Below are 19,006 nucleotides of genomic sequence, written 5' to 3'. Positions count from 1 at the left end.
CTCAATGACGAATACGAAACTAGCAAGGATTTCAACGAAGCGTTTGAGGTCGACGAGCCAATCCGGATTGGCAGTCTCGAGTTTACGAAGAGCAAAGCACTGTTTTGGCTGGATCGTGACGCCTATTACGAAGCAAAGGGAGAGTGGCAAAACGAATCGCTGCAAGAGCGCCACGAACCATGTCTCAAGCTGCTCGCGTCCATGGGCTTGAAACGCCCTTCTCAGAACTGCTCGTGGCCGTCCAGCGCGGTCGCATCGTTCCCTTTGTCGGCGCTGGAATGTCCATGCCGATGGGAATGCCGTTATGGGGAGCGGCACTCAAAGAGTTGTTGGGGTGCTTACCGAGTGCTGATGCCGATGCAATCGACATGCAAATCGAAACGGGACAGTACCTCGCCGCTGCCCAAGCCTTGTTTGAACACGACCAAGTGCAAACCAGCAACTTCGTGCGTACGAAGTACCGCATACAGAAGGTCAAATTGGGTGGACCGATGATGCTCCTACCAAGAATCGCCAAAGGCTGTGTCATCACAACGAATTTTGACGACGCGATTGAGCAGGTGTATGGGCGCGATGAAGTGCGATTCGACGCCTACATGCACGGCACTCAGGAACACAACTTTTTCCAGCGCCTGGTGCGTGGTGATCGCTGCCTGCTCAAGTTGCACGGTGATGCAGACAACCCTGCCACCCACATCCTGACCCAGGTTCAGTACGAAGCCGGCTACGGGAACCCGTTCGACTTCCACAAGTCATTGCCCAAGGCGTTGCGGCAGGTATACGTCTCGCAGTCTCTCCTGTTCCTGGGCTGTAGCCTGGAGCAAGACTGGACGCTCGAATTATTCGAGAAGGCCAAACAGGAAGATGAGTATGCCATCCCCAACCACTACGCGATCCTTCCTGCGCCTGCCGAGGCCCTAGACAAGCAGGAGAAGGCGACGCGTCTACTAACGCTGAACATCCAGCCGCTATGGTACCCAGCCGGCTATCACGATTTCGTAGAGCGATACCTGCAGCTCATCGTTGATGTGGCCGAGAGGCGCATCGCTTACAACGAATGACCGCCTCGATGCTTACCGAAGACGCCTTCGAACAGCTTGTACTCACATGGTTCCAGGACTCCGGCTGGGAGTACCGCCACGGGCCAGACATTGCGCCGGATGGTGAGATACCGGAGCGGACCGACTACCGGCAGGTGGTGCTTACCGGCAGGCTGCACGAAGCACTGCAGCGCCTGAACCCAGGCGTGCCGGAGGCGGTACTCGATGAGGTTCTACATCGCGTGACGAAGCTGCATGAGCCGTCGCTCGTACAGAGCAACCGGCGCTTTCACGAGGCGCTGGTTGATGGGTTGCCGGTGGAAGTGGAGCAAGACGACGTCAAGCGTGGCGACCGGGTTCGGTTGATCAACTTCGAGCAACCGCAGGCCAACCGCTACTTGGTGGTGAATCAGTTCACCGTTCTGGGCAGCAAGCAGCCGCGGCGGCCGGATCTGGTGTGCTTTATCAACGGGCTGCCGATTGCGGTCATCGAGCTGAAAAACCCGGCTGCTGAGCATGCTGACATCTGGTCGGCCTTCAATCAGCTCGACGCCTACAAAGCCGAGATCACGGACCTGTTCGTCTTCAACGAGGCGCTGGTGATCTCGGATGGGCTGAACGCGCGGGTCGGGTCGCTCACTGCCAGCCGAGAACGCTTCCTGCCGTGGCGCACAATCCACAATGAGAACGATCGGCCCCTGCTGCAGTTCGAGCTTGAGAAAGTCGTGCGCGGCTTCTTCGCGCCCGAATTGCTGCTTGATTTCCTGCGCTATTTCGTCCTGTTCGAGCAGAGTGACGAAGGGCTGATCAAGAAGATCGCCGGCTACCACCAGTTCCACGCGGTGCGCGAGGCGGTGCGGGTGGCGGTGATGGCGGCGACCCAGATTCCTTCAGCCGCCAATGAGTTGCGCGAAGAGCGCGCGGCCTCCGGCAAGCGGGTCGAGCCAGGTTCGCGCAAGGGAGGCATCATCTGGCATACGCAGGGCTCGGGCAAGAGCATTTCGATGGTGTGCTTCGCTGCCAAACTCATGCAGCGGCCCGAGATGCAGAATCCAACCCTCGTGGTGGTGACCGACCGCAACGATCTGGACGGGCAGCTGTTCCAGACCTTCATGGGCGCACGCTCGTTGCTGAGGGAGACGCCGCAGCAGGCGGAGGATCGCGAGCAGCTGCGCGCGCTGCTGGCGGGGCGCCCGTCGGGCGGGATCATCTTCAGCACTGTGCAGAAGTTTTCGCCCGATGATGAGGAAGAGCGGTTCCCTCAGCTTTCGGACCGCACCAACATCGTCGTCATTGCCGACGAGGCGCATCGCTCACAGTACGGCTTCCGCGCGGTGCTGGATAAGAAGTCCGGCAAGTACAAGTACGGCTTTGCCAAGCATCTGCGCGACGCGCTGCCGAACGCGACGTTCGTCGGCTTTACCGGCACGCCAGTGGAGACCGATGACAAGGACACGCGCGGTGTATTCGGCGACTACGTCAGCGTCTACGACATCCAGGACGCGGTGGACGATGGCGCCACGGTGCCGATCTTCTATGAAAGCCGCCTAGCCAAGCTCGACATCAACCAGGCCGAGATCGAGCAGCTCAGCGACCAGGTCGAGGAAATTTTCGAGGACGAAGAAAGTGTCGCGCTGCGCAAAGCGGCCAAGACCAAGTGGGCCGCGCTTGAGAAGCTGGTCGGCGCAAAGCCCCGCCTTAAGGAAGTAGCGGCGGACCTGGTCAAGCATTTTGAGGCGCGCCTCACAGCCGTGGATGGCAAGGCGATGGTGGTGGCAATGAGCCGCCAGATCTGCGTCGATCTGTTTGACGCCATTGTCGAGCTTCGCCCGCAGTGGAAGGGCACGCTGGTACCGAGCCAGGATGCGGACAAGCCGAGCCACTACAGCCCCGAGGACGGCACGATCCGCATCGTGATGACCGGATCCGCCGCGGACGATCCCAAGTTACGCCCTCACATCTATAACGCAACGGCGAAGAAGCAGCTTGAAAGGCGCTTCAAGGACTCGAAGGATTCATTGAAGATCGTCATCGTCCGAGACATGTGGCTTACAGGATTCGATGTCCCATGTTTGCACACTATGTATGTGGATAAGCCAATGCGTGACCACAATCTGATGCAGGCGATCGCGCGTGTGAACCGCGTGTTCCGCGACAAGGAAGGTGGCCTGGTTGTTGACTACATCGGTATCGCCGGTGAGCTTCGACGGGCGCTTAAGTCCTACACAGAGAGCCGCGGCAAGGGGCAACCAGCCTTAGACAGTATCCAGGCAATGGCCAAGCTCCAGGAGCTTATGGAGGTGGCGCGTAGCATCCTGCACAGCTTCAACTACGTGGGCTATCGAACCGAGGCCGTGACGCTCCTCTTGCCAGCAGCGAACTTCATACTCGGGCTGGAAGACGGCAAGAAGCGCTGGTTCGACGTGGTGCTGGCCATCACGAAAGCGTTCTCGCTTTGTGGAACGCGGGACGAGGCGATTTACCTCCGCGAGGAGATCGCGTTCTTCCAGGCCATCAAGGGTGTGATCGCAAAGGCCACCGAAACCGACAAGAAGCTGTCGCAAGATCGAAAGAATGCAGTGCTGAAGCAGATCCTCGACAACGCGGTGGTGGCCGAAGCTGTCGAGGACATCTTCAAGCTCGCGGGTCTGGACAGGCCGGACATCGGCCTGCTGTCGGACGCGTTCCTCGAAGAGGTGCGCCAGCTGCCGCAGCGCAACTTTGCCGTTGAACTGCTTCAGAAACTGCTCAACGACGAGATCAAATCCCGCAGCCGTACCAATGTGGTCCTGGAGAAGAAATTCAGCGACCGGCTCGCGGCAGCGTTGAACCGCTACCGCAGCCGCGCGATCGAGAGTGCGCAGGTCATCGAGGAGCTGATCGCGATGGCCAAGGAGTTCCGGGAGGCGGCCAAGCGCGGCCAGAACTTGGGTCTGAACGAATCCGAACTAGCTTTTTACGACGCGTTGGCGAACAACGAGAGTGCCGTGCGCGAGCTGGGCGATGAGGTGCTGAAGAAGATCGCCTTCGAGCTAACAGAGAAGCTTCGCAAGAGCACGAGCGTCGATTGGAAGAAGCGTGAAAGTGTGAGGGCACGGTTGCGTAATCTGGTTCGCATCACACTTCGTCGATACAAGTACCCTCCAGACAGACAAGAGGAGGCCATTCGGCTGGTGCTCGAGCAGGCGGAGCGTTTGTCGGACGAGTGGGCAACTTAGTCCAGACTTGGAAATCGTCTCCTAATTTGCTGCAATCGCCTCCCTTAAGACTTGCTACTTGGAGCAATGTGCAACATTGCTTATTGGTGCCTGTAATGTGACGGAACTAGGGGCTTCTTAACTATTTCTCAGCCTCTTTCTCGGCTGTAGAGCTGGTACAGCGGTGGCACTGATAGGAGCATCTGCTCCAGCCCCTTGGCCACCCGCGCCGTCTTTTCCTTCTCCGGCTTTCCCGGCGTCCTTGAGCACCACCTCTACCTCCACCACGACGGCTACCCCACCGGAGCCGCCTGGCGCTTCGCGGCAGCCCTGCGCGAAAATCCTGAACCCGCCTCCTTCCTCGCCGCCTTTCTGAGCACCCAGCCCAGGGCGGAGCCAATCCAGAGTCCTGAGCAAGCGGCTGATGCCGAGTACCGCTACCTGGTGCAGCTCATCCCCTGCGCAGACCCCCGCCTACAGGTGCAGTGCTGGCGGCGGATCCCAGGCGGCGGCAGCTGGATTCCCCGCTGCGGTCCCATGCCGTTGGCGGCCTTCATCCAGCGCTTCCTGCCCGGTGATCCGCTTTGACTCGGCCAAGCGCCAGTGGACTCTGGAGCAGCGCGGCCTGGATTTTCTCGATGCTGAGACTGTCTTCGCCGGCCCAACGATCGAGGTCCCCGATCGAAGGCGAGACTATGGTGAAGTCAGAATCGTCTGCGTTGGATGGCTGCGAGGTCGCGCCGTGATCGTGATCTACACGGAGCGCAACGGCATCAGGCACATCATCTCCATGCGAAAGGCCAATGAACGAGAACAGCGTCGTTTTTTCCCTGACTTCTCCTGAAGGCACGATCCACTCTGATCTTCAGCGCGTGGATGCCCATATCATCCAACCTGAGGAATATGAAGAGATCCCCGAAATCACTGAGGAAGATCTCACGCACGCCGTGATCAAGCGCCCTGGCCAGCCGGATCAGCCTTTTGTGGCCAAACCAACCCAAGCCTCTTGACCCCATCGGCCTCAGTGCCTCAGGGCATCCCGATGCGCACTCAAGAACGCCTCCTCCTGTTCGCGGCTGAACGGCCGGATCAGGTTCGCCCCTTCAATGCCCCAGCAGCGCAAGGCTTCCCCTGCCGCCTCGTGCTGCCAGATCAGCTCGCCGCCTGAGTCGAAGCTGATCCAGTGGCGATCAAACAGCTTGTCCACATGGGGGGAGAGCAGCAGGCCGTTGGCTCCGCTCAGACGTTCGCTGTTGTCGCAGGATCGCCAGGGTTTGATGTGGCTCGCCACCAGGAACTCCTGCCGCGACAAGCCCGTGGCCCTGCAGGCCGGCTCCAGCTCCGACACCCGATGGCGAAACAACCCCTGCCCCAGCCGCGCCTTGGTGAGCGCATCGCGCTCGGTGCTGCTGGGCACCTCCCGCAACCGCTGCATGTCATCGAGCAGCGCCGCGGTGTAGTCGCCCTCTTCCGCCAGCACCACCAGGTGCACCCGCACTGCTGCATCGGCGTGCTCCTCGATCAGCTGGAGCAGCAGCAGCCCCAGGGATTCGCTCAGCCCTGCCAGGTACACACCCTGGTTGCCCCGGCCGGTGCTGGTGCTGATCGGGCTGTGGCGTTCCGGCAGCAGCGGTTGCAGCAGCTCAAAGAACGTCTGCGGCACCAGGGCCTGGCGCAGCGGCTGCCAGTTCACCCGCACCAGCCAGCCCTCCTGGCTCCAGTTCTCCCCCGCTGAGCCGAACTCCGGCGGCTTGGTGGCCGTGACCGCTGCCGTTTCCACCAGTCCGATCTGGCTGATCCGCCCATTGGCATAGCTGAACACCACATCCCCCCACTGGCAGCGGCTGAGGTTGTCGTAGGTCACGTTCCGCGCGCCATTGGCATTGACCTTCGGCGACCAGATGTAGCCGCCGTCGGTCTCCTGCCGGTAGGTCTGTTTGTGGTTGACCCACCAGTAGGAGGGCACGGATCCGGCCAGTAGTTGCCTCGTTGTAGCTGAGGTAGGGCTGGCTGTCTTCAGTAGGCCTGTCTCGACGGGATCACCCCTCGCACGCCCCTTCGCGGCTGCTCACAATCTCCCTCGCGCCTCGGGATCAAATGCCAGTGGGCATGAAACACCGTCTGCCCCGCCGCCTCGCCTGAGTTCAGCCCCCCTCTTGCGTTGAGCAAACCAGCCCAGCCGCTGATCGTGGCGCCCTGGGCACTCAGCTGCTCCCGCCGCAGCTTCAGCAGTTCCACCACGGCGTTCCATTCCGGCTGGTGCAGCTCCAGCCCATCGGCCCCATGACGACGCGGAATCACCAGGCTGTGCCCCTCGCTCACGGGGTAGGCGTCAGCGATGCAGAGCTTTGAATGCGTTCTCCAGCAGCACCCGGCCGCTGCCCTCCAGCGCGCAGAACACACAGCCCGCTTCGCGGTTGCCGTAGCTGGCCTGCACGCCGCGGAAGTCGGTGCGCCCTCTTGCGTAGGCAAACAGCCGTCGCGCTTGCCGGCGTTGCAGCGGAAGCAGAGCGCCTGCAGGTTGCTGATGGCGTCGGAGCCGCCTTGGTGTCTGGGGATGATGTGGTCCACCTCCAGGGCCCGCTGGTGCTCGTGCGCGCCGCAGCACTCGCAGCGGCCCCGTGCCCTGGTGAGCACCCGGTACTTCACCGAGCCGCTGATCGGGCTGCGGTGGCGGGAGCGGTGGGCAAATACTTCCTCGCCGCGCTGCTCGCGGAAGGAGTCGAGGCGCTGGCGGCACAGCTGCTGCAGCGCGTCGCCGCCGATCAGGCTGTAGGCGCCGTTGCCGTAGGCGGTGATGCCGTTGCCGGTCAGCACCTTGCCCACCATCCGCTGGCCAGGATCTGCCGGGCCACGTCCTGCGCTGGGGCGGGGCTGCTCCTCCCCAGCAGCTCCAGCAGCATGAGCGGTTGCTAGGTGTGGCTCATGCGCATCTGCTTGGCGATGGTCTCGCGCAGGCGAAGGAAGGCAGCAGAGGGGGGCGGGGGCATGGGGGAATCCTGGCGGGCGTGTGACGGGGGGTGGCATTGGTGAGGGAGAGGCCCAAAAGATCCCCATGCCAGCGCCACAACCAGCTCACGATCGTGATCTGCTGTCCCCCTTAGGCTGGGGAAGCCAGGAAACCGTCATGACAGACCAGCTTGGGCGCATCACCATCAACCCTGAGATCTGCCACGGAAAGCCAACCATCCGCGGGTTGCGTTATCCCGTGGAGATGGTGCTCGAACTGTTGTCAGCTGGGATGAGTGCGGCTGACATTCTCGCCGATTATCCAGATCTCGAGGCTGAAGACATCACTGCAGTGCTTGAGTACGCAACCCAGCTTTCCCGAATTCAGCGGGTTGACCTCCTCTCTGCATGAGGATCCTGCTGGATGCCCAGCTGCCACGATCGCTCGTTCGTCCGCTGGAGCAATTGGGTTGCGACATCCTCCACACCCTTGATCTGCCTGATGGCAATCGCAGCGCCGACAACATGATTGCCTCCATTGCCGACAGCGATGGGAGGATTGTCTTCAGCAAGGATGCAGATTTCGTCCGCAGTCATCTCTTGCGCGGCACTCCCGCCAGACTTCTGCTTGTGGCCACGGGCAACATCGGCAACCAGGATCTCACCGCTCTGCTGCTTCGTGTTCTGCCGGAGCTGAACCGGTTGTTTGAAACCCATGTCCTCATCGAGCTGAGCCGGAAGGCATTGGTTGTTCGGCATTGAACGTCAGTGAACTCGGCGCCGATGACCCGCTTGACCACCTGGCTCATGGGCATCCATCTCTCCAGTCCCTTTGCCCGGCTTCGACCGCGCTTACGATGGACTCCTTGCCGGTAGGAGTGGCGATGACGCCCATGTCTGACCTGCTGCAACTGCCCCTGAACGAGCGGCTGGCCCTGGCGATCGCCCTATGGGACTGCCTTGATGACCAGTCCCGAGATGGGGCGCTGCCGGTGGACCCTGCCCTCTGCGCCGAGCTCGACCGGCGCTGGGCGACCCATCGCGAAAACCCCGAAGCGGCTGTGTCCTGGGATGAGGTGCGGAGCCAGCTCGGCATCGGATGACCATGCCCGCGGTTCGCTTCCTGCCGGAGGCGGTGGAGGATCTGCTGGAAACCCAGCGCTGGTACGGAAGGCTTGAGCCGGCATTGGCAGCAGAATGGGAGCCATGGATCCCAGACAGCCACCCACGCTTCAGCGGCTCAGGCAGATGGCCCCCGAGCTGCTCGCGCTCACAGCCGCCCATGGTGGCCAGGATCTTCGCGTCTTCGGCTCTGTGATCCACGGAGCGGCAGGGCTGCAGAGCGACGTGGACCTGCTGGTGGATTTCCCCTCCAGCCCCAGTTTTGAGCAGTACATGGACCTCAAGCTGGCCCTGGAAGACCTGCTCAGCGCCCGGGTGGACCTGGTGACGCGCCGCGGTCTTCGCCCTGAACTGCGGCAGCGGATCGAGCAGGAGGCCATTCCGCTTGCCTGAACGGGGAAGTGCCCGGACTTGGTCGCTGTTCCTCCAGGACATGCAGCTGTGCTGCTCCAAGGTGCTCCGATACAGCCAGGGGCTCACCCGGCAGCAATTTCTTGCTGACGAGATGTTGGTTGACGCCGTACTCCGCAACCTGGAGGTGCTGGGTGAAGCGGCGAAACAGATCCCGCCAGCGGTCCGTGAGCGGCACCCCCAGCTGCCCTGGCGACGCATTGCTGGCCTCCGCGATATTCTGGCGCACGCCTACTTCGGCCTGGAAGAAGACACCATCTGGCAGATCGTTTCCGAGAGCATTCCAGCCCTGGCTGACCAGTTGGACCAAGTGGTTGAGGCTGAACTCTGATGGCGGCTGAGGTGGGCAAACAGCTCCTCGCCCCCTGCTCGCGGAAGGCATCGAGGCGCTGGCGACACAGCTGCTGCAGCGCGTCGCGCTCGGCTTCGCTCAGCTCGTCGCCGCCGATCAGGCTGGTGGCGCCGTTGCCGTAGGCGGTGATGCCGTTGAAGGTGAACCTTGCCCACCATCGGCTGCCCAGGATCCGCCGGGCCACGTCCTGCGCTGGGGCGGGGCATAGGGGAATCCTGGCGGGGGTGACAAGGGGTGGCACTTGTAGGGGGAGAAGCCCTGCCGCGATGCCATGCGCTTGCCTGCCCCCTCAGCCAGGCCGATGGCCCTAATGTGTGGGCACCTCACGGCGAGGTCACACATGGCCACGAATCTCGCTCTCGATCAGGATCTGCTCGATCACGCCTTCCGCGTGAGCGGTGAGCCTACCAAAAAGGCCGCTGTGACCCGTGCCCTTCAGGAGTTCATCGCGCGCCGGGAGCAACGCCAGGTTGCCGAGCTCTTCGGCAAGCTCGAGTGGGACCCCGGCTACGACGTCAAGGCTGAACGGGAACGCCAGCGGTGAGCCTGCTGGTCGATACCTCGGTCTGGTCGCTGGCCTTTCGCCGTGATGGTCACCCCGGCGCGCCTGAGGTGGTCGCCCTTCGTGCTGCTCTTCAGGGTGCTGAGCAGGTCTTCACCACGGGATTGGTGCTCCAGGAGGTCCTCCAGGGTTTTGCCGGCCCCAAAAACCGAGAGCAGCTCGTGGAGCGCCTTTCCGCCCTCGCCTTCCTCCAGCCCGACAAGCAGGACCACATGGCAGCCGCGGACATCCGCAATGTCTGCCGCCGCAGAGGGATCCAGATCGGCACCATCGATGCCCTGCTCATCCAACTTTGCCAGCGCTACGAGCTGACGCTGCTGACAACCGACAAGGACTTTCAGGCAGCCTCTCAGCAGGTGGAGTTCCGGTTGTGGGGAACGGCGTGAGGGTCGCTCTTCCTTCGCACCCCCCCAAGCAGTTTGCCCACCAGCCGCTCGTAGGTGGCGGAGGGGGGTGGGGGCATGGGGGAATCCTGGCGGGTGTGACAGGGGGTGGCACTGGTGAGTTGAACAGCAAACCTCTGAACGTGTGGTCTGGATCGTTGTCGTGGTTGCATCAGCTCTACAGTGGCGAGATTGCTCCCTCGGAGGCCTCGGCTGATGGCGGCACATTTCTCTCTGGCTGAGATGAGTCTGGAAGAGAAGCTCGAGGCGATGGAACTCGTCTGGGCAGATCTCTCCGCTACGCCCGATCAGGTCGATTCCCCCTCCTGGCATCGCGATGAATTAGAGCGACGTCGTGAGCAGGTACGGCAGGATCCTGACCGTTTTCAGCCCTGGAATGCTGCCATCGCTGAGCTGAGATCTGAGCTTCGTGGACATCAGACTTCTTGACGTCGCCAGGGATGATCTCCGCAATGGCTGGATATTTTATGAGTGCCAGCTCGTCGGCCTCGGCGACCGTTGTCTTGACGTTATTGAGGCCGATGTCCAGTCATTGAGTCTGTACGCTGGCATCCATTCGAAGGTTGACGGCTTCCATCGGCTGTTGATCAGAAGATTCCCATTCGCTCTCTACTACTTGGTGGAGGAGGCAAGCATCGACATCTACGCCATCCTCGAGTGTCGACGCGATCCGCTCTGGATTCGCTCACGGCTACAGAACGATCGGCCCAATCCATGAGCCCAGGCGGGCCGCCGATCAGGCTGTAGGCGCCGTTGCCGTAGGCGGTGATGCCGTTGCCGGTGAGCACCTTGCCCACCATCGGCTGCCCAGGATCCGCCGGGCCACGTCCTGCGCTGGGGCCGGGCTGGCTGTTGCCTGGCATATCAGTGGCCCAGCAGTTCCAGGAGCATCAGCGGTTGGTCGATGGGGCTCATGCGCATGCGCTCGGCGATGTACTGCCGGAGGCGAAGGAAGGCAACAGAGGGGCTGGAGGCCATGGAGGGATGCTGGCGGCTCCCGGGCGACCGGGCCAGGTTTGGTTTTGGGCGGCCCGTCAGGAGGGCGCCCCTGCTGGGATCCCTTCTGGCGTGGGCGCGTGGCGGCTGCAGCCAACCCGGCTCCGGGCGTGGCTATGCCGTCCTGGTCCCTTTGCCCAGTCAGGGGCAGCATCCCGCCCACCGCTGCAAAACTGGTGCCATTGGACGGCTCCTACCGGGCCAGCACAGCCGCTGCGGCGATCCACACCGAGACGGGGATTACTGGCTTAGAAACGCCTCCACGCTGATACCGGCCTGACGCAGAATCGCCCGCAAGGTGCCATCTGGCATGTCATCCGGATGATTGGGGATGGTGGTGTAGCGGTTGTCTGATTCGCGAAACCAGATCTCATGGGATCCTGCGGCCTGGCGATCGAAGGTGAATCCAAGCCGCTTCAGCCGTTTCACGCTCCCGGTACCGGTATCCGGCCAGCCGACCCACTCAGGCACTCACCACCAGGGGATGGTCAAAGCGCTCCTCCAGCGGCGAAACGCCGCGGACATCACCGCGCTCCACCTGGGCCTCCATCAAGCGCTTGGCGACATCCCTGGCGATTTCCAGGGTCTCAGCCAGGGTTCGACCTTGGGCCACGAGCCCGGGTACTTCGTCTGAGGTGGCGAGATAGCACCCCTCCGGCAAGCGTTCCACATGCAGATTGACGATGTGCTCAGCCATGTCGTCCACCCCCTGCACAGGGCCTAAATCCTAGCGAGAGCCTCTGTTGAGCTCGGCCAGCCTGAGAAGCGTTGGTCGTCCCGGCATCCTTGAGGAAGACCTGCGGCCATGACGGAAGGCTCTGGCCCGTTGCTGGAGGTTGCTGTTGGCCATGGAGTGATGCTGGCGGCTGCCGGGCGCCCCTGCTGGGATCCCTTCTGGCGTGATCGCGTGGCGGCTGCAGCCAACCCGGCGCCGGGTGTGGCTGGGCCGTTCCAGTCCCCGAACCACGTTCGCAGCAACCCAGGGCCGCGGTGCAGCACGGACACACTCCCGGCAGAAATGGCATCCAGATCGGAACCCCGATGACCAGCACCAGCCCACGAACCGAACAGGTGCTCAGCACCCTGCGACTCCATCGTGGCGACTGGTAACAGCGTTTCCACGTCGTCGATATCGGCATCTACTCCATCGGAGAAGCCTGCGGCTATGGCTCGGTGGCTCGCGGCGACGCCCGCCTCCAGCAGCAACAGCAGTCGGCACAGGTCATGGGTGAGCGGCGGATCTCCACCGCCTGCTGCAACCAGAAGCCCCAGGCGCCCTCCAGATCGGCGATGGCGATCTTCAGCAGACCATCCGGCTCAGAGAACACCATCCAGCAATCGCCCCTCCCGGAACGCCCTGCCGATCACATGCGTGCGCCACTGGCGGCGCTCCTCGCACTCCCGCTCGGAGTACAGCAGCAGATCCAGCGACTCATCCGCTCGCGCCAGCAGCCCCCATAGCTGATTGAGCACGCAGACGCCGCCATTGAAGTGAGATCACGTCGCTGAATTGCGATTCACGACGAGCGGGCAGATCGCGTGCAGATCAATCAACCAGCACAGCTAGAACGAAGCCACAACGCCGGCGCAGGATTGAAGCCGTTCGGCCTTTCTTCACAGCCATGCCGTTCTGCACACCCCCATGGAGATGACGCCCCATCCTCCCCCGGCAGCCTTGCTGCCGAGCCTGCCCGTGGCGGCATGGCAGGACACTTACACCACATTGCACCTGTGGACTCAGATCGTTGGCAAGATCCGGCTGGCGCTCATGCCCGCGATCAATCACTGGTGGCAGTCAACGCTCTATGTGACCCCGCGCGGGCTGACCACGGGCACCATTGCCTATCAGACGCGTACGTTTGAAATCCGGTTCGACTTTCTTGAGCATCAGCTGTGCCTTGAGGCAAACGATGGAGCAAGCCGCAGCATCAAGCTGGCACCGCGATCCGTCGCCGATGTCTACCGGGCGCTGATGGCGGCACTGAAAGACATCGATATCGACGTCTCGATCTGGACCATGCCCCAGGAAATGGTCGATCCCATGCGCTTCGAGCACGACGAGCTGCATGCTGCCTACGATTCAGCCTACGTGCAGCGTTTTTGGCAGATTCTGGTGCAGGCTCATCGCATCCTGACCATCTTCAGATCCAGATTCATTGGCAAGTCGAGTCCAGTGCATTTCTTCTGGGGCAGTTTCGATCTGGCGGTCACACGATTCTCCGGTCGATCTGCACCACCGCATCCCGGTGGAATTCCTGGCATGGCCGATTGGGTCACAAGAGAGGCCTACTCTCATGAGGTGAGCAGTTGCGGCTTCTGGCCCGGTGGCGGATCAGTTGAAGAACCCATCTTCTACGCCTACGGCTACCCTGCGCCTGAAGGATACAGCGCTTGCCCCGTGGAACCAAAGGAGGCATTCTATAGCTCGGAGCTGCAGGAGTTCATTCTTCCCTATGAGGTGGTGAGGCAGGCTGGTGATCCAGATGCCGTTCTGCTTGCGTTTCTCCAGAGCACCTATGAAGCCGCTGCCACTCTGGCCCATTGGGATCGGATGGCCCTGGAGCGAACCCCAACGGCGTAGGGCCCGGAGTCTCGAAGACGATCGAGCGGCCACCGTCATGGCCAGTCGCTGACCGGTCAAGGATCTCCCCCAACGCTGCCTGAAACCATGGCGAACGCACAGAGACGCTCCCCACAGATGCCCAAAGGCAGGCTGGAAGCATTCAGTGATGGGGTCATGGCCATCATCATCACCATCATGGTGCTGGAGCTGAAAGCACCGAATCAGCCCGATCTCGCTGCGATGCGTGCTCTGATTCCAGCCTTTCTCAGCTATGTGCTGAGCTTCGTTTATGTTGGCATCTACTGGAACAACCACCATCATCTGTTTCAGGTGGTCAAGCACGTGAACGGTTCAACCCTGTGGGCAAACCTGCATCTGTTGTTCTGGTTGTCACTCTTTCCCTTCGCCACCGCATGGATCGGTGAGAATCATTTTGCGGCGCTGCCTGTGGCCTTCTACGGCATGGTTCTGCTGCTGGCTGCGGTGGCCTACTTCATGCTCACGCGCACACTTGTGTGGCATCACGGACAAGACTCCACACTGGCCACAGCCCTTGGCCGTGATCGCAAAGGAAAGCTGTCCCTGATGATCTATGCAGCGGCGGTTCCACTGGCTTTTGCCAACCCCTGGCTGGCGTGTGCTCTCTACATCCTGGTTGCCGTGATGTGGCTCGTTCCCGATCGCCGGATTGAAAAGGTTCTGAGCACATGAGCCCGGGCGTTCTGCTGCTGCCTGGCGGCATTGCAGCGGAAGCAGAGGGCCCGCAGGTTGCTGAGGTCATCTGAACCGCCCTGGTTCCTGGGCACGATGGGGTCCACCTCCAGGGCCCGCAGGTGCGGGGTTTGCTTAGGGACTCCTGAAAAAGGGGCTGTGAGGCCCGTCAGGGACTGACGCCGCCCCTGTTGCAGCCGCCTCTGTTGCAACTGTCGCCTGCGGCTGCCCAGGAACCTGAGGCCTGAGCAGGATTGCTGAGCGAATCTGCCGGCCGGCTGATGGAGATGATGCACCACAGGAAGCCGCGCCGGTTCGCCCAGGCGCTGCTGCTGGTAGCCGGCCTGGCCGCGGGCACTGGGGCGGGTGTGCCGATTGCTGCGGGGGCGGCGGAGTCACCGTCTCTCCTGGCGGCCGAACAGCGCCAGCAGCGGCAGCGCTTTACCGGGGTCTGGGCGCTGGTGGACAACGCCAACAACCTGTTCAACGTGCGCCTCAGCGCCGATGGGCGGGCACTCAGCACCAGTGGCAAGGAGGGCACGCCGCTCGGGGGCAGCGAGAACCTGCGACCGGCCCAGCTATTCGAACGAGGCCGCTGGCAACCCTGGGGGAACGGCGTGCGCATCGATTACAGCGATGGCTGGACCGATGCGATCGTCACCGGTCCTGAGGGGCCGGTGCAATGGTCGTGGGCTCCGGGGACAGACCGTCTCCAGCCACCCACCAACCACGGCAAGGCGGTGCAGGTGCGTGATCCCATCGCCGTGGCGGTGGGGGTCTACCGCTTCCGGGCAGTGCAGGACGACCTACCGCCCACCACCCTGAGTCTGCTCTCCAACGGTCTGGCCTTCAACAGCGTGGATCGCTCCGCCGGTGGCGTCTGGCGGCTCAGGGGGAACACGGTGCTGATCGAGTGGGCATCCGGCTGGCGAGCCGAGTTCGAGCCACGGGATCAGGGGCCGCTGCGGGCACGCATCTGGCAGCCCGGCAGCATTCCGCCATCGCCACCCACCGCCGTGCGCACCGGTGAGCGGGTCGACTGAGCCAGGCACCGGCCTGTGATGACGTTGATTCCCGACGCCGACACGCTGCTGCAGCTGGTGCTGCCGAAGCTGCTGCGCATGACCGTCGCGAGCTCCGTGCTGGGCACTGTCGTGGGTGCAGGGGTGGCCGCTGCGGCGCGACGACCTCCAGGGCCAACCATCTGGCTGGGCTTCATCGTGCTGATGTTCGTTCCGGCCAGCGCCATCGGCGGCGCAGTGCTGGGGGTGGTCACCGCCGCCCGACCCCGCTCGCCCCTGGGGCGCCCCCCCGCTCCGCGCTGGCGTCATCCTGGCGGGCTACCTGATCAGCTCCCTGGTTCTCACGGTGACCCTGTCACCACCGGCCATCGCCGTCAGGACGCCCAGCCCCCAAGGGCCATTCCCCCTGCTGGCCGAGGTCAGCGGCTTCGAGAGCCTTCCCTCGCACCTGGCCCTCAGCGGCGATGGCCATCGGCTGGCTGTGCTCAGTGTGCGCTACGGCAGGCAACAGGTGGTCATCATCGATCTCCGGACCCGCAAACGGCACAGGATCCGCAACCTGCACGGCAAACCCCAGGGGGAGCAGACCTTTGAGGACATCGTCGCCTCCCTGGCCCTGTCTGCGGATGGACAGGAACTGATCACGGCTGCCCTCCAGCAGGTGCAGGTGCGCACGCTGCCCGACGGCAGACCCCGCCTACGCCTGGATGGCGCCAGGTGGCCTATCCCATGGCCGATCACAGGCTCGTGACGCTGACCCCCGTGGATGCCGCTGCAGTGAGACCCACACCCCAGAGCCTCAAGCTGTGGGATCTCTCCCGTGGGGGATGGCAGCAGTCCATTGCTGTTGATCTCAGCACCGTGGAACGGGGAACCCTTCCGGTTGCCGTGAGCCCGGATCGCCGCCTTCTGGCCTTCCCGCGCCGGGTCTACGACGACCGGATCGAGGTGTGGAACATCAGCGAGGGCAGGCTGATCAGCACCCTGGAGCTGGAGAAGCCGGCGGGCATTCTCGCCCTGGCATTCTCACTGGACGGCAGACAACTGGTGATCTCCCTCGGCCAGAGACCACCAGTCTCGATCTGGGATCTGGCCTCGGCACGGCGGATCCGGATGCTCGACACACCGGAACGGGTGCACCAGCTGTACTGGACGACTCAGGACCCGGATGGCCCCGTCGTAGCCGGCCAGGAGGCCCTGAGTCCCAGGGACGGAACCGTGCAGCACACGCTTCAACTGGGTTCCCCGGGGCCGTCATCTCCGAACAGGCCAATGCTGCCGATGGCACCATCCGCCCTGAGCGGCGATGGCAACACGCTGGCAGTCCATGTCCCCGACCACGGCATCGGTGTCTGGCGGGTGGGCCAGGCACACTGAGGAGGACGGGCGTGATGCCAGACCGACGATGACGACCCAGCAGGGATTGGGGCTGTATGGCCTCGTGACTGCGATCCTGGCAGCGCTGCTGGCGATGCCCGAACCCATACGCGCTGAGAGGGCAGCTGCTGGTGGGTTGCAGGTCAGGGGAATTCGAACTGCGAAGCGCGGAAGGACAGTTGCGCTTTCGCCAGCAGCCGGAGCTGACTCATGTGCAGAGTGTCGCTGTCACGCCGGATGGACGGCTGCTGTTCAGCCTCGCTGGCGACACCATCCATCGTTGGAGCGCAACGGATGAACCGCGGGGAAGCTTCAAGACCGCGACTGCTGAGGATGGTGGTTGTGAAGGTTGTGATACCCGGGTGATGGTGATCTCACCGGATGGGAAAAGCCTGCTCACCGGTCACACGGACGGCTCAGCAGTCCTCTGGAATGCTGAGGGGGTGCAACTGCGACGATTCGAGAATCCCAGCGCGAGGTCCCAGGTGGATCAAGTGGCATTCGATCCATCTGGCAGCAGCATCGCCATCGGCGAAGAAAATGGAACCGTGCGCCGCTGGAGCACGACGACCGGCCGACTACTCAGTGAAATCGACACTGGGCTTGCCAATCTCAACGCTGGGCCATCACCGCCAGTGGCGATGTGTGGGCCGGATGGTACGGGGCGGGACGATGGGACCCGCTGGGGAGACGGCAAGCGACGTTGCGTGAGAACGCCATGGTTGATTACTTCCAGGTACTTCCCCATGGCACGGGCGTAGTGCTGGGTGGCTCGCAGTATGGGGATAACTATTTCGAGATTCGCGACCTTCAGGGCCAGCTACTGATGAATCTGCGGATCCCTGACGACTGGGTGGAGGAGGGCAACAGCGTGCCATCAACGAGTCATGGCGATCCAACACTTGTGTCAGCTGATGGCAAGCTGCTGTATCTGACGGCCATAGCATGGGTCTACAAGTGGGACCTTCCGGAGAACTCTCCTTGAGCCCATGCGCTCCAGGTAGGCGCCCATCCTGGTTCACGGCAGAGGCTCGAGCTGTCGACACGTCCCGGTCATGCTCTGGGCATCGACCTCCGCCCCATAGTCACTCCCAATGGCCAGCTCACCCCGATAGCCCAGCGTCTGCAGGTCAATCGTGTGGCTTTCCGAGACGAACTGGGGCCTGTACATCCTCTGGTTCCAGTGAATCTCCCCCTGGGAAACTATGACCTTGCTGTCATCGACGATCCCCCCTCCCAGATCCTCCGGTGGTTCATTGGTGGTGATGGTGTCACGAACCTCTCCCGTGCCGGGATCCAGTTCCTGCACCTGCTGAAGACGTGGATCGACGCGGATGGTCTTCTCCGATCCATCCTCCAAAGCGCAGCTGAGGCTGAAGGGACGTGTCGTCCAGCGCCAGATGAGACCGCAACCTGCCAGGAGCGGAATCAGGAGGGTGACGAGCAGGCACACCCGTGCATTCACTGGGGTCATGAGCGCACGAAATCATGAATGTCAGGCGTCGTACCGCTGTGCTGCAGGAGAGCCTGCTGAGCGGGGATGAAGCCGGCAGCGAGGTGGCGGGCGTAACGGTGCTGGTGGGTCGAACAACCGTTCCAGCTGGTGATCAGGAGCCGTGCCGGCGGAACGCCGTTCTTCATCGCCCGCGTCATGGATCCAGAGGAGCGCGTGCCGTCGCCAGGGATGCCCGAGAGGATATAGCGTGAAATGTGTGCATCCTTCAGGGCCTCAGTGCCATGGCGCTCGGGCCCGCTGCTGGGGCTACTGGCCTGCTGCTGTTGCTCGCCTTGGCACCCGTCGGCACCGCTGGCGCTTCGCCGGTGGCCTGTCCTGCGGGGGTGATTGCCCAGATCGATGGTCTCTACCGCTGGCAGATCGGCCGCCAGAACGACAGGGGGCCGATCGAGCTGACGAGCCAACGCGAATGCTTCACCCCTGCGTTGGTTCAGCAGCTCGAGGACGCCTTCCGGCTCAGCCCCGCCGATGGTCGCTTCGTCGATTTCGATGTGTTCAGTGGCACCCAGGTGCGCACGTTCGGCGCACGGGTGCTGGGCTGTGCACCCGCGGCTGAGGGCAGGCTCGATGCGCCGGTGCAACTGCGTTACCAGCTGCTTCCCGTAGGTCGCGGCGAGTGGAGGATCGCCGACATCAGCTATCCCGGTGAACCTCGCTTCAGGCTCTCCCGCTTCCTGGCTGAGTTGCTGAGATCCCCAGGGTGATCGTGAGGCCGGCACGGAAGGTGGAGATAGCTGGTCAGCTGGTTCAGATCTTCCCAACGATGACAGTGCAGCCACCATGA

General features: G+C 62.7%; 30 protein-coding genes. 21 read left to right on the top strand and 9 right to left on the bottom strand.

The genetic code is table 11. The features are described 5' to 3' along the window. Window positions 1-179: 179 nt before the first annotated feature. The 5 genes from KBY96_RS06195 to KBY96_RS06175 all read left to right on the top strand — a co-directional run bounded on the left by KBY96_RS06195 (window position 180) and on the right by KBY96_RS06175 (window position 5,247). Entirely contained in the window at window positions 180-1,061 is an 882-nt protein-coding gene (locus tag KBY96_RS06195) for an SIR2 family protein (protein WP_254978444.1), read from the top strand. After that, entirely contained in the window at window positions 1,058-4,258 is a 3,201-nt protein-coding gene (locus tag KBY96_RS06190; RefSeq protein ID WP_254978443.1) for a type I restriction endonuclease subunit R, read from the top strand. The genes KBY96_RS06195 and KBY96_RS06190 overlap by 4 nt, the downstream gene beginning before the upstream one ends. A gap of 195 nt (window positions 4,259-4,453) precedes the next feature. After that, a complete protein-coding gene (locus tag KBY96_RS06185) occupies window positions 4,454-4,825 on the top strand; it encodes a hypothetical protein (RefSeq protein ID WP_254978442.1) in 372 nt (123 codons plus the stop codon). Continuing rightward, on the top strand, window positions 4,812-5,081 hold the full coding sequence (locus KBY96_RS06180; protein WP_254978441.1) for a BrnT family toxin: 270 nt from the start codon (window positions 4,812-4,814) through the stop codon (window positions 5,079-5,081). The genes KBY96_RS06185 and KBY96_RS06180 overlap by 14 nt, the downstream gene beginning before the upstream one ends. Next, complete coding sequence (locus tag KBY96_RS06175; protein ID WP_254978440.1) at window positions 5,041-5,247, top strand: hypothetical protein; 207 nt, start codon at window positions 5,041-5,043, stop codon at window positions 5,245-5,247. The genes KBY96_RS06180 and KBY96_RS06175 overlap by 41 nt, the downstream gene beginning before the upstream one ends. Window positions 5,248-5,258: 11 nt before the next feature. Here KBY96_RS06175 and KBY96_RS16370 read toward each other — a convergent pair whose 3' ends face one another. Continuing rightward, window positions 5,259-6,203 (bottom strand): HNH endonuclease, encoded by a 945-nt coding sequence (locus KBY96_RS16370; RefSeq protein WP_254978438.1) that lies wholly within the window; start codon window positions 6,201-6,203, stop codon window positions 5,259-5,261. A gap of 50 nt (window positions 6,204-6,253) precedes the next feature. Then, window positions 6,254-7,063, bottom strand: a complete 810-nt coding sequence (locus KBY96_RS06165) for an HNH endonuclease (RefSeq protein WP_254978437.1) — start codon at window positions 7,061-7,063, stop codon at window positions 6,254-6,256. 229 nt (window positions 7,064-7,292) lie between these two features. Here KBY96_RS06165 and KBY96_RS06160 point away from each other — a divergent pair, with 229 nt between their 5' ends. The 8 genes from KBY96_RS06160 (at window position 7,293) to KBY96_RS06125 (ending at window position 10,466) form a co-directional block, all read left to right on the top strand. Next, window positions 7,293-7,598, top strand: a complete 306-nt coding sequence (locus KBY96_RS06160; RefSeq protein ID WP_315859470.1) for a DUF433 domain-containing protein — start codon at window positions 7,293-7,295, stop codon at window positions 7,596-7,598. Continuing rightward, the gene (locus tag KBY96_RS06155) at window positions 7,595-7,948 is read left to right on the top strand and encodes a DUF5615 family PIN-like protein (RefSeq protein WP_254978436.1); all 354 of its coding nucleotides are present in this window, start codon (window positions 7,595-7,597) and stop codon (window positions 7,946-7,948) included. Before KBY96_RS06160 ends, KBY96_RS06155 begins: the two co-directional genes overlap by 4 nt. A gap of 131 nt (window positions 7,949-8,079) precedes the next feature. Further along, entirely contained in the window at window positions 8,080-8,289 is a 210-nt protein-coding gene (locus KBY96_RS06150; RefSeq protein WP_254978434.1) for an addiction module protein, read from the top strand. Window positions 8,290-8,434: 145 nt separating this feature from the next. Continuing rightward, on the top strand, window positions 8,435-8,701 hold the full coding sequence (locus KBY96_RS06145; protein WP_254978433.1) for a nucleotidyltransferase family protein: 267 nt from the start codon (window positions 8,435-8,437) through the stop codon (window positions 8,699-8,701). Between the two features lie 40 nt (window positions 8,702-8,741). After that, window positions 8,742-9,050, top strand: coding sequence for a DUF86 domain-containing protein (locus KBY96_RS06140; protein ID WP_254978432.1), 309 nt, complete (start codon window positions 8,742-8,744; stop codon window positions 9,048-9,050). Window positions 9,051-9,411: 361 nt separating this feature from the next. Continuing rightward, window positions 9,412-9,615, top strand: a complete 204-nt coding sequence (locus tag KBY96_RS06135) for a type II toxin-antitoxin system VapB family antitoxin (protein ID WP_254978430.1) — start codon at window positions 9,412-9,414, stop codon at window positions 9,613-9,615. Continuing rightward, window positions 9,612-10,019 carry a PIN domain-containing protein gene (locus tag KBY96_RS06130; RefSeq protein ID WP_254978419.1) on the top strand — a complete coding sequence of 136 codons (408 nt, stop codon included), beginning with the start codon at window positions 9,612-9,614 and terminating at the stop codon, window positions 10,017-10,019. The genes KBY96_RS06135 and KBY96_RS06130 overlap by 4 nt, the downstream gene beginning before the upstream one ends. Before the next feature lie 213 nt (window positions 10,020-10,232). Next, window positions 10,233-10,466, top strand: a complete 234-nt coding sequence (locus tag KBY96_RS06125; protein WP_254978418.1) for an addiction module protein — start codon at window positions 10,233-10,235, stop codon at window positions 10,464-10,466. An 807-nt stretch (window positions 10,467-11,273) separates the two neighbouring features. On the opposite strand, the gene KBY96_RS06120 is transcribed toward KBY96_RS06125, so the two are convergent. From KBY96_RS06120 to KBY96_RS06105, 4 genes are all read right to left on the bottom strand, one after another. Then, window positions 11,274-11,504, bottom strand: a complete 231-nt coding sequence (locus tag KBY96_RS06120) for a type II toxin-antitoxin system HicA family toxin (RefSeq protein ID WP_254978417.1) — start codon at window positions 11,502-11,504, stop codon at window positions 11,274-11,276. Further along, window positions 11,497-11,730 carry a type II toxin-antitoxin system HicB family antitoxin gene (locus KBY96_RS06115; protein ID WP_254978415.1) on the bottom strand — a complete coding sequence of 78 codons (234 nt, stop codon included), beginning with the start codon at window positions 11,728-11,730 and terminating at the stop codon, window positions 11,497-11,499. The genes KBY96_RS06120 and KBY96_RS06115 overlap by 8 nt, the downstream gene beginning before the upstream one ends. Window positions 11,731-12,196: 466 nt before the next feature. Next, a complete protein-coding gene (locus KBY96_RS06110) occupies window positions 12,197-12,364 on the bottom strand; it encodes a hypothetical protein (protein ID WP_254978414.1) in 168 nt (55 codons plus the stop codon). Further along, window positions 12,351-12,506: a hypothetical protein gene (locus KBY96_RS06105; RefSeq protein WP_254978412.1), complete on the bottom strand. Its 156-nt coding sequence runs from the start codon at window positions 12,504-12,506 to the stop codon at window positions 12,351-12,353. Before KBY96_RS06105 ends, KBY96_RS06110 begins: the two co-directional genes overlap by 14 nt. Before the next feature lie 169 nt (window positions 12,507-12,675). On the opposite strand from KBY96_RS06105, the gene KBY96_RS06100 reads away from it, so the two are divergent. Together KBY96_RS06100 and KBY96_RS06095 are read left to right on the top strand one after the other, a co-directional pair. After that, a complete protein-coding gene (locus tag KBY96_RS06100) occupies window positions 12,676-13,614 on the top strand; it encodes a DUF5996 family protein (protein ID WP_254978410.1) in 939 nt (312 codons plus the stop codon). An 87-nt stretch (window positions 13,615-13,701) separates the two neighbouring features. Further along, a complete protein-coding gene (locus KBY96_RS06095; RefSeq protein ID WP_254978408.1) occupies window positions 13,702-14,307 on the top strand; it encodes a TMEM175 family protein in 606 nt (201 codons plus the stop codon). Here the strand turns inward: KBY96_RS06095 and KBY96_RS16505 are convergent. After that, entirely contained in the window at window positions 14,241-14,402 is a 162-nt protein-coding gene (locus tag KBY96_RS16505) for an HNH endonuclease (protein ID WP_396122283.1), read from the bottom strand. The two genes, KBY96_RS06095 and KBY96_RS16505, sit on opposite strands and share 67 nt — an antisense overlap. A gap of 159 nt (window positions 14,403-14,561) precedes the next feature. Here KBY96_RS16505 and KBY96_RS06090 point away from each other — a divergent pair, with 159 nt between their 5' ends. From KBY96_RS06090 to KBY96_RS06075, 5 genes are all read left to right on the top strand, one after another. Next, the gene (locus tag KBY96_RS06090) at window positions 14,562-15,350 is read left to right on the top strand and encodes a hypothetical protein (RefSeq protein ID WP_254978407.1); all 789 of its coding nucleotides are present in this window, start codon (window positions 14,562-14,564) and stop codon (window positions 15,348-15,350) included. A gap of 325 nt (window positions 15,351-15,675) precedes the next feature. Then, window positions 15,676-16,080: a hypothetical protein gene (locus tag KBY96_RS06085; protein ID WP_254978405.1), complete on the top strand. Its 405-nt coding sequence runs from the start codon at window positions 15,676-15,678 to the stop codon at window positions 16,078-16,080. Further along, window positions 16,077-16,706, top strand: coding sequence for a WD40 repeat domain-containing protein (locus tag KBY96_RS06080; RefSeq protein ID WP_254978404.1), 630 nt, complete (start codon window positions 16,077-16,079; stop codon window positions 16,704-16,706). The genes KBY96_RS06085 and KBY96_RS06080 overlap by 4 nt, the downstream gene beginning before the upstream one ends. A gap of 365 nt (window positions 16,707-17,071) precedes the next feature. Further along, window positions 17,072-17,467, top strand: a complete 396-nt coding sequence (locus KBY96_RS16500) for a WD40 repeat domain-containing protein (protein WP_396122282.1) — start codon at window positions 17,072-17,074, stop codon at window positions 17,465-17,467. Next, window positions 17,425-17,691 carry a hypothetical protein gene (locus KBY96_RS06075; RefSeq protein WP_254978402.1) on the top strand — a complete coding sequence of 89 codons (267 nt, stop codon included), beginning with the start codon at window positions 17,425-17,427 and terminating at the stop codon, window positions 17,689-17,691. The genes KBY96_RS16500 and KBY96_RS06075 overlap by 43 nt, the downstream gene beginning before the upstream one ends. 33 nt (window positions 17,692-17,724) lie before the next feature. Here KBY96_RS06075 and KBY96_RS06070 read toward each other — a convergent pair whose 3' ends face one another. Next, entirely contained in the window at window positions 17,725-18,180 is a 456-nt protein-coding gene (locus KBY96_RS06070) for a hypothetical protein (RefSeq protein ID WP_254978401.1), read from the bottom strand. Beyond that, the gene (locus KBY96_RS06065; protein WP_254978400.1) at window positions 18,177-18,359 is read right to left on the bottom strand and encodes a hypothetical protein; all 183 of its coding nucleotides are present in this window, start codon (window positions 18,357-18,359) and stop codon (window positions 18,177-18,179) included. Before KBY96_RS06065 ends, KBY96_RS06070 begins: the two co-directional genes overlap by 4 nt. Before the next feature lie 84 nt (window positions 18,360-18,443). On the opposite strand from KBY96_RS06065, the gene KBY96_RS06060 reads away from it, so the two are divergent. Beyond that, window positions 18,444-18,926 (top strand): YbjP/YqhG family protein, encoded by a 483-nt coding sequence (locus KBY96_RS06060; RefSeq protein ID WP_254978399.1) that lies wholly within the window; start codon window positions 18,444-18,446, stop codon window positions 18,924-18,926. Window positions 18,927-19,006: the final 80 nt, after the last annotated feature.

The organism is Cyanobium sp. ATX 6A2 (genome assembly GCF_024346355.1).
GTDB lineage: Bacteria > Cyanobacteriota > Cyanobacteriia > PCC-6307 > Cyanobiaceae > NIES-981.
Note: the sequence above shows the minus strand (reverse complement) of the source record. Positions and strands in the feature narration are given on the sequence as shown.